This window comes from Microbacterium sp. LMI12-1-1.1 (genome assembly GCF_040676455.1).
GTDB lineage: Bacteria > Actinomycetota > Actinomycetes > Actinomycetales > Microbacteriaceae > Microbacterium.
In genome coordinates this window covers 773,634-786,471 of the sequence record NZ_JBEGIA010000016.1, presented here as the reverse complement: position 1 = coordinate 786,471, position 12,838 = coordinate 773,634, and the positions used below count along the sequence as shown (strand labels likewise).

The following is a 12,838-nucleotide window of genomic DNA, read 5'->3' as shown; positions in this document are numbered from 1 at the left end:
CGCCCTCGGTCGGGCGCGCTGCCGCGGACGAGGTCATGCGCTCTCGCCGAGCGCACATGTCCGCGACGCGGGGAGCATGTGGTTTCGGCGAGAGCACACGATGTGGACGGGCGCGCGGGGTCAGCGCGCGATGCCCACGGGCTCTGGGGAGCCGGCACCCGTCGGCGCGAAAGGCTCGGCACCAGCGGGGGCGGCATCGGCGCCGGCGGTCGCGGCGGTGGCTGCGGCATCCGTTGCCCTGCCCGACGGGAGCCACAGCGCCACGACCGTTGCCGCGAGCAGCACCGCCGCACCCGTGAACACGGCCGGACGCGCCGCGTCGACGTACAGATCGGGCATGAGCTCGCCGCCGGCGCTCACGAAGATCGCGGTCATCACGGCGGTGCCGAGGGCGACGCCCAGTTCGCGGACGGTGGAGTTCACGCCGGACGCCTTCGCGTGGTCGATGAGCCCCAGCGTGGCGAGCAGGGCGGTGGCGGACGGGGCGAACACGAGCGCCATGCCGACCCCGGCCATCACGAACGGGACGATGAGCGCCGGGTAGTCGAGGTCGGTCGACATGATCGCCGCGATCCAGGTGAGCGCGGCACCCTGCAGGGCGAGGCCCAGCACCAGCAGCAGCCGCGTACCCACGCGGGGGGCCAGGATGCCGGCGATCGGCGCCACGACCATCGGCGCGAGCGTCCACGGCGTGGTCTGCACCGCGGCCTCGAGCGGGGTGGAGCCCTGCACGACCTGGAGGTACTGGATGAGGATGAACACCGAGCCGAAGGTGCCGAAGCTGAACGCGAAGCCGACGATGTTCGTGATCGAGAACGATCGGTCGCGGAACAGCCGCAGCGGCATGAGCGGGGCCTTCGCCCGCATCTGCCACCCCAGGAACGCGGCGATCAGGAGCGCGCCGACGACGATCTCGACGATGACGCCGGGGGAGTCCCAGCCGTCGTCATTGCCGCGCACGATCGCGTGGACGAGGGCCAGCACGCCCGCCGCCGCGAGCACGGCTCCGGGTACGTCGATGCGGGCGCGGGCGCCGAAGTCGTTGGTGAGCACGACCAGCGCGAGCGGAATCGCGATGAGGGCGACGGGCACGTTGATCCAGAAGATCGCCTGCCAGTTCCAGCCCTCCATGATGGCGCCGCCGACGAGGGGCCCGACGGCGACGCCGAGGCCCGAGACGCCGCCCCAGATGCCGATCGCGAGGGCGCGCCGCGCGGGCGGGACGGCGCCGCTCAGCAGGGCCAGCGAGAGCGGCATGACGCCCGCCGCCCCGAGGCCCTGCACGGCGCGGGCGGCGATGAGCTGCCCGGGGTCGGTGCTGAGCGCGGCGAGCACCGACCCGGCGCCGAAGACGGCGATGCCGATGGCGAACAGCGTCCGGCGGCCGAAGCGGTCGCCGAGTGCCGAGGCGATGAGGATCGTGCCGGCGAACGCGAGCGTGTACGCGTTCACGAACCACTGCAGCTCCTCGACGCTCGCCCCCATCTCGCTGTGCAGGACGGGCAGAGCGTTGGTCATGACGAGGTTGTCGAGCGTGGCCATGAACATCGGGAGGGATGCCGCGGCCAGCACGAGCGCGAACGGGCGCGGTCGCCGCCGCGTCCGCGGGGCGAGGGAGGTGTCGGTCATGAGGATCTCCGGTTGTAATCGAATGATTACCACAATGTAGTAATCGACTGATTACAAAGTCAAGTCATTCGCTGATAACCTCGGAGCATGACTTCTGTGCAGCGGGATGGCAGCGGTGCCACCGCCCTCGACGAGCCGGTCGAGACCGGCAAGCGCCTGTCCTCCGACGAGCGGCGCCGGCAGATCCTGGTGGCCGCGCTCGCCGTCTTCGGCACCCGCGGGTACGAGGGCGCGACGACCGACGAGGTCGCCCGCGCCGCGGGAGTCAGCCAGCCGTACGTGGTGCGGCTGTTCGGCTCCAAGGAGAACCTGTTCCTCGCGACGATCGAGGACTCCCTGACACGGCTGCTCGCAGCGTTCCGCGCCGCGCTCGCCGCCGACGAGGGCGAAGACCTCCCCGCCGCCAAGCGCATCGGACAGGCCTACGTCGACCTCATCGAGGTGCGGGGCCTGCACCAGACCCTCGCGCACGCCTACCTCCTGGGGAGCAACCCGGTGATCGGCGCCGCCGCGCGCCGCGGGTTCGCGGCGGTGTGGCGGTTCTTCCGCGAGGAGATGGGGCTCGACGCCGACGAGGCCCGCGCCTTCATGGCCGAGGGCATGCTGATCAGCACGATGATCGGGCTGCGCATCGTCGACGACTACGGGTCGGACCCGCAGATCACCGAGCTCTTCCGCTCCTGCTTCCCGAGCGAGCTGCCGCACGTGCTCGACGTCCTCCCTCGGGGCGACGAGCGCTGGTAGCGCGCCGGGTCGCGGCATCCTCGAGGTCGTGTGATCTCGTCGAGAGCGCATGTCGTTCGCGCGCGCGGATCTCGGCGAGGCGGTGCGATCCCGACGCCGGTTCATCGAAGGATGCCGCCCCTTGGCCACCGTCGGAGGCGCGGCGTATCGTCGGGGGCATGTGCCGGAACATCCACACGCTCCACAACTTCGAGCCGGCGGCGAGCTCCGACGAGGTGCACGCGGCCGCCCTCCAGTACGTGCGCAAGATCGCGGGCACCACGAAGCCCTCGAAGGCGAACCAGGAGGCGTTCGATCGCGCCGTCCACGAGATCGCCCACCTCACGCAGCACCTCCTCGACGACCTCGTCGCGACGGCGCCGCCGAAGAACCGCGAGGTCGAGGCGGCGAAGGCGCGCGAGCGGGCGATCAAGTCCGGCCGGTACGCCGCGCCGGCCGCCTGAGCCCCGGTCGTCGAGCGAGCGAGGAACGAGCGAGACGAAACGCGCCCTACCCGGCGCGGCCCGTCGGCTCGAGGCGTTTCGTCTCGGTCGCTGCGCTCCCTCGCTCAACGACCGTGGCCGGCGTCGGGATCGCCGTCGCGTCTCGATCGCTCCGGTCCCGGTCGTTGAGCGAGCGAGGGACGAGCGAGACGAAACGCGCCCTCGACCACGCGAGTGCTCGGGTTGGGATAGTCTGGTCGGCTCCCTGATCGGCGACGGACGCTTGGACTCGTCCCTCGCTCAGCGCAAGTGCCGCACCGGAGCAGACAGGGAAACACCGTGGGCTACATCGACATCGCCGCCGTCTCGTATGCGCTGCCTGACGGACGGCCGCTCCTGGACGAGGTCTCGTTCCGCGTCGGCGAGGGATCGACGACCGCGCTGATCGGGCAGAACGGGGCCGGCAAGACCACCCTGCTGCGGATCATCCGCGACGAGATCCCGGCGCACGGCGGCGTCGTGCAGATCGACGGCGGCCTCGGCGTCATGGACCAGTTCGTGGGCCACGGTGGGCCCGGGCAGACCGTCCACGATCTGCTGATCACCGTCGCACCCGATCGCGTGCGCCGCGCCGCACGCGAGCTGGAGGACGCGGAGGCGGCCATCATCGAGCGCGACGACCTCGACACGCAGATGCGGTACGCCGGAGCGCTCGCCGACTACGCCGAGGCGGGCGGCTACGAGTACGAGACCGTCTGGGACACCTGCACGACGGCGGCACTCGGCATCCCGTTCTCGCGTGCCCGGTTCCGCGAGCTGACGACGCTGTCGGGCGGCGAGCAGAAGCGGCTCGCGCTCGAGGCGCTGCTGCGCGGACCCGACCAGGTGCTGCTGCTGGACGAGCCCGACAACTACCTCGACGTGCCCGGCAAGCGGTGGCTGGAGGAGCGCCTGCGCGAGACCCAGAAGACCGTGCTGCTCGTCTCGCACGACCGCGAGCTGCTGGCCCGCGCCGCCGACCGCATCGTGACGCTCGAGGTCGGCGGCGCGGGCAGCACCGCGTGGGTGCACGGCGGCGGCTTCGGCACGTATCACCGTGCTCGCGACGACCGCATGGCGCGACTCGACGAGCTGCGGCGGCGCTGGGACGAGCAGCACGTCAAGCTCAAGGAGCTCGTCGCGACGCTCAAGGTGAAGGCCACCGCGAACGACACGTTCACGTCGCGCTACCGCGCCGCCCAGACGCGACTGCGCAAATTCGAGGAGGCGGGCCCGCCGCAGGAGCGGCCGAGGGAGCAGGACCTCGATGTGCGCCTGCGCGGTGCGCGCACCGGGCGGCGCGCGGTCGTCGCCGAGCAGCTCGAGCTCACCGGCCTGATGCGGCCCTTCGACGTCGAGGTGTGGTTCGGCGACCGGGTCGCGGTGCTGGGGTCGAACGGCTCGGGCAAGTCGCACTTCCTGCGGCTGCTCGCACGCGGCGGCACCGATCCCGACGGTCGGCTCGGCCACCTGACCACGACGGGTGCGGCGCTGGATCCGGTCGCGCACACCGGACGGGCGATCCTCGGCGCGCGCGTCGTCCCCGGCTGGTTCGCGCAGACCCACCGCCACCCCGAGTTCGACGGCAGGACGCTGCTCGACATCCTGCACCGCGGCGAGGACGCACGAGCGGGGCTTCCGCGCGAGGCGGCGAGCAGCGCGCTCGACCGCTACGGCCTCGTCGGCCAGGCCGAGCAGACGTTCGACAGCCTGTCGGGCGGCCAGCAGGCGCGGTTCCAGATCCTGCTGCTCGAGCTCTCGGGCGCGACGCTGCTGCTCCTGGACGAGCCGACCGACAACCTCGACCTCGTCTCTGCCGAGGCGCTGCAGGACGCCCTCGCCCGCTTCGAGGGGACCGTGCTCGCCGTCACGCACGACCGGTGGCTGGCGAAGTCCTTCGACCGCTTCCTGGTGTTCGGCTCCGACGGCCGGGTGTTCGAGTCCGGCGAGCCGGTCTGGGACGAGACCCGCGTCGCGCGGGCGCGCTAGGGATGACGGATGCCGCGGCCCGCGGCATCCGTCCCCGCCCCGTCCCCGCCCCGTCCTCACCTCTGTCGGGGTTTGGGGCGCATCACGTCCGTTTGGGGCGCACCGCGTACGCCCCAAACGCACGCGGGACGCCCCAAACCCGCGAAGCACCGGGTGCGCCCGGGGATCCGTGCGCCCCGGACATACGCGGTGCGCCCCAAACCCGCGAAAGCACCGGGTGCGCCCGGGGATCCCGTGCGCCCCGGACGCACGCGGTGCGCCCCAAACCCGGGAAGACCGCGTGCGCCCGGCGGGATCCGGCCGCGACAACCCCGCCGGGTAGGCTGGTCGGGTGAGCATGGACATCGAGCTCGGCCGGGCCAAGCGCGCGCGTCGCGCCTACACGTTCGACGACATCGCGGTGGTGCCCTCGCGGCGCACGCGCAACCCCGAGGACGTCTCGACCACGTGGACGATCGACGCATTCAGCTTCGACATCCCGGTGCTGGGCGCACCCATGGATTCGGTCGTCAGCCCGCGCACGGCGATCATGCTGGGCCAGCTCGGCGGCCTCGGCGTGCTCGACCTCGAAGGCCTCTGGACGCGCTACGACGACCCCGAGCCGCTGCTGGCCGAGATCGCCGGGCTCGACAAGACCGCTGCGACCCGCCGCATGCAGGAGCTGTACGCCGAGCCGATCAAGCCCGAGCTCGTGCGCGACCGCCTGGCCGAGATCCGAGCCGCCGGCGTGACCGTGGCCGGCGCGCTCACGCCGCAGCGCACGCAGGAGCTGTATGAGACGGTCGTCGCCGCCGGCGTCGACCTGTTCGTCATCCGCGGCACGACGGTGTCGGCCGAGCACGTGTCGAGCGTCGATCAGCCGCTCAACCTCAAGAAGTTCATCTACGACCTCGATGTGCCCGTCATCGTCGGCGGGGCGTCCACCTACACGGCCGCGCTGCACCTGATGCGCACCGGCGCCGCCGGCGTGCTGGTCGGGTTCGGCGGGGGAGCGGCGTCGACCACGCGCGCCACCCTGGGTCTGCACGCCCCCATGGCCACCGCGGTCGCCGATGTCGCCGGCGCGCGTCGCGACTACCTCGACGAGTCGGGCGGACGCTACGTGCACGTCATCGCGGACGGCGGTGTGGGCACGTCGGGCGACATCGTCAAGGCGATCGCGATGGGTGCGGATGCCGTCATGCTCGGCGTCGCGCTCGCGCGCGCCACGGATGCGCCGGGCCGGGGCTTCCATTGGGGCCCTGAGGCGCACCACGCCAAGCTGCCCCGCGGGCGTCGGGTGAAGGTCGACCAGGTCGCCTCGCTGGAGGAGGTCCTGTACGGGCCGGCTCCGGTCGCCGACGGCACCGCGAACCTCATCGGGGCGCTGCGCAAGTCGATGGCCACGACCGGATACTCCGACCTCAAGGAGTTCCAGCGCGTCGAGGTCGTCGTCGCGCCGTACGCCGCAGGATGAGTGACCCCGACGACGACTCCCGGTCGTTGAGTGAGCGAGGAACGAGCGAGACGAAACGCCTCGGTGGCACCGACGACTCCGTGCCGGAGCATCCGACGAACGGGCGCGTTTCGTCTGCGGGCGCTGGAGCGCCCTCCGCTCAACGACCGGATGCAGACGAGCCGGTCGAGGAGTTCCCGCCGACGCTGCGCGAGGTGATGCTGCGCCCACGATGGATCGGGATGCTGCTGCTGTGCCTCGTCGTCGCAGCCGTGTTCGCCTGGCTCGGGCAGTGGCAGCTGGGTCGAGCGGTGCAGACGAATCCGCTGCCGCCCGGCGCGACCGAAGAGGTGCAGGAGCTCGCCGACGTCGCAGCGCCGGGCGAATACCTCCCCGAGCCGCTCGTGGGTCAGCGGGTCGAGACCGCCGGCAGGTGGGTGCCCGAGGACTTCGTCATCGTGCAGTCCCGGTTCAACGACGGCGTCGAGGGCTACTGGGTCACCGGTCAGCTGCGCCTCGACCCGACCCGCACCGAGACCTCCGCCCCCACCTCCGTCGCGGTGGCCCTGGGGTGGGCCGCCACCGAGGACGACGCCCGTGCGGCCATCGAGAAGCTCGAGGCCGAGGCGGCGGCGGGCGACACCGTCGAGCTGACGGGACGCCTGATCTCGGACGAGGGACCGGTGCTGCCGCCGCGCGGCGCCGATCCGCAGACGCTGACACGGATGTCGCCGGCCGCCCTGCTGGGGCAATGGCACGACGTCTCGGGGCTGTTCGTGTACCGCCCGTACCTGGCCGCCGAGGATGCCGTCGCCGGCCTCGCCGCGATCTCCTCCCCGGCACCGGCGGACGGGTCGAGCGTGAACTGGCTCAACATCTTCTACGCGCTCGAGTGGGCCGTCTTCGCCGGTTTCGCTTTCTACCTCTGGTATCGCCTGGCGAAGGATGCCTGGGAGAAGGAGCTCGAGGACTTCGAGGACGCCCGTCGCGAGCCGGGCGACGAGCCGGAGCCGTCGGGGTCCTGATCCGACTCGTCCGACGGGTCGGACTTGTTGGACCCAGGCGCGAAACTCCATTCACCTGAATCGTGTTCAGATCAGTGTGAACGGATGATGTCCGCATGCCGTCCGAGAGCAGTCGCCCGCTGCTCCGGAGCAGGTCGCGCGGGGTAACTTCCGCACACGGACTGAACAGTCGGCGAAGTCCCGGAGAACCCGCTGATCCGCCCCGGATCCGTCGACAGACTCTTCCTCGGGCTCGCCGCACTGGCGGGCCCGCGCCACGTGCGCTGACCGAGTCGCACCCGAAGCGGCTCTCTCGAGAGGTGATCCCGCGTGCCCCGAATCGGCCGTCCCGCATTGATCACGGCAGGTTTCCTTGCCGCGACCATCGGTCTGAGCAGCATGGCGGGAGGGGTCGCGGTCGCCGCCGGCGGTGGCCTCGCTCCGCCCGCCGTCGACCCCGTCACCATCCACAAACCCACCGCCGTCCCCGATCGCGTGATCCTCACGCCGACCGTGTCGCCGACGACGAGCCAGTCCGTGACGTGGCGCACGTCCGATGCTGTCACCGCGCCTCAGGTGCAGTGGGCGCTCAGCGGTCCCAGCTTGGTCACCGGCGCACAGACGCTCGCCGCAGCGAGCAGCGTGCAGTTCGACGCCAACCTCGGCTACCCGGTGGCGCATCATTCGGCCACCATCCAGGGCCTGGAGCCCGGCACGGTCTACGTCTATCGCGTCGGAGACGGCGAGACGTGGAGCGAGTGGCTCGAGTTCACCACGGCGACCGATCAGGTCGGCGGCTTCAGCTTCCTCGTGCAGGGCGACGCCCAGAACGACAACAAGGCCTACACGTCGCGCGCTTTCCGCGCCGCGTTCGAGGCGCGCCCCTACGCGCGCGCCGTCGTCCACGCCGGTGATCTCATCGATACCGAGACGAGCGACGCGGAGTGGGGCGAGTGGCACGAGGCCGCCGCGTTCGCGAACCAGTACCTCAATGTGATCGCCTCGACCGGTAACCACGAGTACTACCCCGGCCCCGACCTCTCCCAGTATTGGGGTGCTCAGTTCGAGTACCCCCGCAACGGCCCCGAAGGCCAGGACTCGCTCACCGAGACGGTCTACTACGTCGACTACCAGGGCGTGCGCTTCATCAGCCTCGATTCGACGCAGGGCTTCAACGCCGACTCACGCGCCGCGCAGACGGAGTGGCTCGAGGGCATCCTCGCCGACAACCCCAACGACTGGACGGTGGTGTCGTTCCACCACCCGGTCTTCTCGGTCACGAGCGGTCGCGACAACGCGACGCTGCGCGAGTCGTGGCTCCCGGTCTTCGAGAAGTACGACGTCGACCTCGTCGTGCAGGGCCACGATCATGCGTATGGCCGCGGGAACCTGATTGCGAACGAGCAGAACCTGCCCGAGGGCGTGGATGCCGCGACCAGCCACGCCGGTCCCGTCTATCTCGTGAGCGTCGCCGGGCCGAAGATGTACGTCCCCGACCCCGAGGGGTCCAACAACTGGACGGCGAACGACGCGAATCTGCGTGTCGTCGGCCGCGACATCCAGCTCTTCCAGACGGTCGACGTGACCGAAGACGGGCGCATGCACGTCGAGGCGCGCACCGTCGACGGCGCACTGTTCGACGCCTTCACGATCACGAAGGATGCCGATGGAAAGATCGTGACGGATGCCGAGGCATGGGCGGGCGGACCCGGTTCGACCCGAGAGGGTGTCGAACCGCCGGCGTTGCCGGTGGACCCGGTCGATCCGGTCGATCCGGTCGACCCGGTCGACCCGGTGGACCCTGTGGACCCGACGGACCCGGTGGACCCGGTGGACCCGACCGATCCCGCAACCGACGAGCCCGTCCTGACCCTCAGTGACACCTCGGTCGCCCCCGGCGGGCAGCTCACCATCGATGCCACGGGCTTCCTCGCCGGGGAACGCGTCGCGATCGAGCTGCACTCGACTCCCGTCACGCTGGCACTGTCCACTGCGACCGACGCCGGTTCCGTGAACGCCACGGTGACCATCCCGCAGGATGCGACGGCGGGTGAGCACTCGATCGTCGTGCGCGGTCTCGAGTCGGGCCGCAGCGCGAGCGTCGACATCATCGTCACCCGTTCCCCCGGTGCCTCCGCCGGCGCTCTGCCGGCCACCGGCGGCGAGCTTCCCGTCGCGCTCATCTCCGTCGGTGCGCTCCTCGCGCTCGGCGGCGGCGTCCTCGTCACCCGAACCCTGCTCCGAAACCGAAAGGCAGCCTGACCGATGGCTCGTCATCGCACACCTCAGCGGCTGATCGCCGGGAGCATCGCTCTCGCCGTGGCCGTGACGGGTGCCGTACTCGTCGCGAGCCCCGCGAACGCGGCATCCGTCCCCGACACCCAGCGGTATGCACCGCGGGGCATCCCCGACCGGATCACCCTCACCCCGGGCGAGGACCCGACGACGCAGCAGGTGATCTCGTGGCGCTCGTCCACGTCGGTCGGGGAGGGCGTCGTCGAGTACCGCTCGCTGACACCCACGCCCTATCCGAGCGGGGTACAGAAGCTGACGTCGCAGGACCGCGTCGAGCAGAAGACCGATCTCGGGTACACCCAGGCGGTGCATACCGCGAAGATCACCGGCCTGCAGCCGGGCGTGGCCTACATGTACCGCGTCGGCGACGGCACGAACTTCAGCGAGTGGCAGGATTTCGAGACCGCGTCCGCGGGCGATGAGCGATTCTCGTTCATCTACCTCGGCGACGTGCAGACCGGCATCCACTCCGATGCGTCCCGCGTCGTGCGCAACGCGTTCCGCGATCGTCCCAACGCCGACCTCGTGCTGCAGATCGGCGATCTGGTCAACGACGCGGAGTCGGATGCCCAATGGGGGCAGCTCGATGACGCTTTCTCGTACACGCTCGGCACGCAGCAGTTCCTGACGACGCCCGGCAACCATGAGTACGAGGGCGGTCTCTCGGAACAGTGGCAGAACCAGTTCACGTATCCCGACAACGGCCCCGAGGGCGAGGGGGACGTCTACGACGAGCTGGACGGATCGGTGTACTACACCGATCACCAGGGCGTGCGCTTCGTGTCGCTCAACAGCAACATCATCGACACCGAGGGCCTCGCCGTGCAGGCGGAGTGGCTCGACACCGTGCTCGCGGACAACCCCGGGGAGTGGGCGGTCGTGTACTTCCACCACCCCGTGTACTCGCTCGACGAGGGACGCAACAATCTCGGCATCCGCCAGTCGTGGGGTCCGATCCTCGAGGAGCACAACGTCGACCTCGTGCTCACCGGGCACGACCACGCGTACGGCCGCGGCAACCTCGATGCGAACGAGCAGAACCTGCCCGCGGGCGCGGACCCCGAACTGAGCCACACCGGCCCGGTGTACGTGTCGTCGAGCGTCGGCTCGAAGTTCTACGAGGCAGGACCGCGGCACTGGAACGAGAACGACGCGCACCTGCGACGCCTCGTGACCGGGATGCAGACCTACCAGGTCGTCGACATCGCCGACGGCACCCTGCGCTTCGAGTCGCGGACGGCCGACGGCGCGTTCCTCGACGGGTTCACGATCACCAAGAAGGATGGCCAGAAGCTCGTCGTCGACGGCGTCGAGCCGCAGGTCATCGATCCCGGCACCCCCTCGCCGTGCCTGGGTTGCGAGGTCCCGCCGGACCCGGTGGATCCCGTAGACCCGGTGGACCCGGTCGGCGACTTCGCGTACGAGCACCTCACGCACCTCGACTCGGTGATGCCGAACAGTGCGGGCGGGGCGCATACTGCGTCTCTGCCGGCGGGGGTTGCCTATGACGAGGGTCGGGATGTGCTGTATCTGGGCGACCAGAACAGCCGGAAGGTGTTCGAGATCGATCCGGACACCGACACCGTGCTGCGGGAGATGACGTTGCCGGAGAACATCCGTGATCTGGGGATCGATGAGCAGAACAAGCTGCTCTACGTGGGTCAGCAGAACCGGAACTGGGTGGTCGTGTCGATCGCGGACGAGGACTTCGGTCAGATCAAGCGCGGACCCTACTCGATCATCGAGTCGCAACGGTCGATCGATGTGGACCCGGTGAACGACTACGTGTATGTCGCGGTTCCGGCTCGCGGTGTCGAGGTGTTCCGGGCGTCGACGGGTGAGTCGTTGGGTGTGATCAACGGCACGGCGGATGCATACTACGTGGCGGCTGATCCGGCGACGGGGACGATCGTGACGACCAAGTTCCAGAGCGTGGCGGGTACTCCTGATCTGCAGGCGTTCGCGGCGAACGACGGGTTCCGTCTGCTGTGGGAGAAGGAGGTGCGTGCGGGTGCGCGTCAGGTCGACATCGACAGCGAGCGGGGTCTGCTCTACGTGGGTTACACCGGTACGGCGGCGGACAGTGGCGGGTTCTCGGTGCATTCGCTCGCGTCGGGCGCGCTGCTGGTGGACCAGGTCGGGCCGGAGTTCGGCAAGGACGGATACGGCATCGTCGTGGACGAGGCGCACGAACGCGTCTTCGTCGCCAACCGCGACTTCCGCCTCAACCCGCCCGGAGAAGAACTCGCCGCGAAGGCTGTGACGGTCAGCATCCGTACCGACAGCGGCGAGCCGGTGGACCCGGTGGACCCGGTCGACCCGGTGGATCCCACCGATCCGTCGGACGGGCCCTACACCGCGACCGCGCTCACGGCCATCCCGACCGCGACCCCCGAGGGAGCGGACGAGATTCGTCCGGTCGGCTCGGTGGTCGACCCCACCACGGGCCTGATGTACCTCGCCGACGAGATGCGTCCGGCGCGGGTGCACGTCATCGATCCTGAGACCGATGAGGTCGTGCGCACCCTTGCGGCGCCCACGCTCGACCCGGTCGAGGATGGGTTGCGAGACATCGCGTTCGACGCCGCGACGAACGAGCTGACGGTCGCCTTCGGCGACAACTGGGTCGTGATGGATGCCGAGACCGGCGCGAAGGTCAGAGGACCCTTCGCCTTCTCGGGCGGGGTGCGCGGCATGGACGTGGACTCCACCGGTGGGCGGGTGTTCGGTGCCCTGCGCGGCACGGGCTTCGACGTCCGGGATGCCGCGAGCGGTGAGCTCATCCGCACGGTCGAGGGGCCTGCGGACGGCGGCGCCTGGCGCACGCACGGCGTCGCCTATGACGCGGCCAACGATCGCATCTACGTGAGCAACAGCGACGCGACCGGCTCGACCCAGGGCATCCGCGTCTACGACGGAGAGGACTACTCGCTCCTGGACACGCTGAACATCGACGGAGCCGACTTCCGCTCGATCGCCGTCGACCCGGCGGACGACACCCTGGTGGTCGGACACCAGAGCATCACGTTCGACAACTCTGGAGTGTCCGTCTATCGTGCGAGCGATCTCTCCCTGGTGGAGCGTCTCTCGGCGCATGCGTTCGGCAACAAGGTCTACGGCGTCTCGATCGACCCGGACACGCACGCGATGTACGTGTCGGCCCGTGACCGGTACCCGGCGGGGGTGATCAAGATCGCGCGCTCCGACGCCGGCTGACCCACCCCGAGGATCGTCCTCTCTCGCTGCGCGGGGGAGGGCGATCCTCGTCTCCGCCGGCGACG

General features: G+C 70.2%; 8 protein-coding genes. 7 read left to right on the top strand and 1 reads right to left on the bottom strand.

What is annotated here, in order from left to right:
- Nucleotides 1-120: 120 nt before the first annotated feature.
- On the bottom strand, nucleotides 121-1,629 hold the full coding sequence (locus tag MRBLMI12_RS21570; RefSeq protein ID WP_363358216.1) for an MFS transporter: 1,509 nt from the start codon (nucleotides 1,627-1,629) through the stop codon (nucleotides 121-123).
- Between the two features lie 87 nt (nucleotides 1,630-1,716).
- Between MRBLMI12_RS21570 and MRBLMI12_RS21565 the strand changes: the two genes are divergently transcribed.
- The 7 genes from MRBLMI12_RS21565 (at nucleotide 1,717) to MRBLMI12_RS21535 (ending at nucleotide 12,773) form a co-directional block, all read left to right on the top strand.
- Nucleotides 1,717-2,373, top strand: a complete 657-nt coding sequence (locus MRBLMI12_RS21565) for a TetR/AcrR family transcriptional regulator (protein WP_363358215.1) — start codon at nucleotides 1,717-1,719, stop codon at nucleotides 2,371-2,373.
- A 158-nt stretch (nucleotides 2,374-2,531) separates the two neighbouring features.
- Nucleotides 2,532-2,816: a DUF2277 domain-containing protein gene (locus tag MRBLMI12_RS21560; protein WP_349426483.1), complete on the top strand. Its 285-nt coding sequence runs from the start codon at nucleotides 2,532-2,534 to the stop codon at nucleotides 2,814-2,816.
- Between the two features lie 318 nt (nucleotides 2,817-3,134).
- Nucleotides 3,135-4,823 carry an ABC-F family ATP-binding cassette domain-containing protein gene (locus MRBLMI12_RS21555; RefSeq protein ID WP_363358214.1) on the top strand — a complete coding sequence of 563 codons (1,689 nt, stop codon included), beginning with the start codon at nucleotides 3,135-3,137 and terminating at the stop codon, nucleotides 4,821-4,823.
- Between the two features lie 337 nt (nucleotides 4,824-5,160).
- Nucleotides 5,161-6,279 (top strand): GuaB3 family IMP dehydrogenase-related protein, encoded by a 1,119-nt coding sequence (locus MRBLMI12_RS21550; protein WP_331912089.1) that lies wholly within the window; start codon nucleotides 5,161-5,163, stop codon nucleotides 6,277-6,279.
- A 197-nt stretch (nucleotides 6,280-6,476) separates the two neighbouring features.
- Nucleotides 6,477-7,283, top strand: a complete 807-nt coding sequence (locus MRBLMI12_RS21545; RefSeq protein WP_363358252.1) for an SURF1 family protein — start codon at nucleotides 6,477-6,479, stop codon at nucleotides 7,281-7,283.
- Between the two features lie 309 nt (nucleotides 7,284-7,592).
- On the top strand, nucleotides 7,593-9,524 hold the full coding sequence (locus MRBLMI12_RS21540; protein WP_363358213.1) for a metallophosphoesterase family protein: 1,932 nt from the start codon (nucleotides 7,593-7,595) through the stop codon (nucleotides 9,522-9,524).
- A 3-nt stretch (nucleotides 9,525-9,527) separates the two neighbouring features.
- Entirely contained in the window at nucleotides 9,528-12,773 is a 3,246-nt protein-coding gene (locus MRBLMI12_RS21535) for a metallophosphoesterase (protein ID WP_363358212.1), read from the top strand.
- The last annotated feature ends 65 nt before the right edge of the window (nucleotides 12,774-12,838 follow it).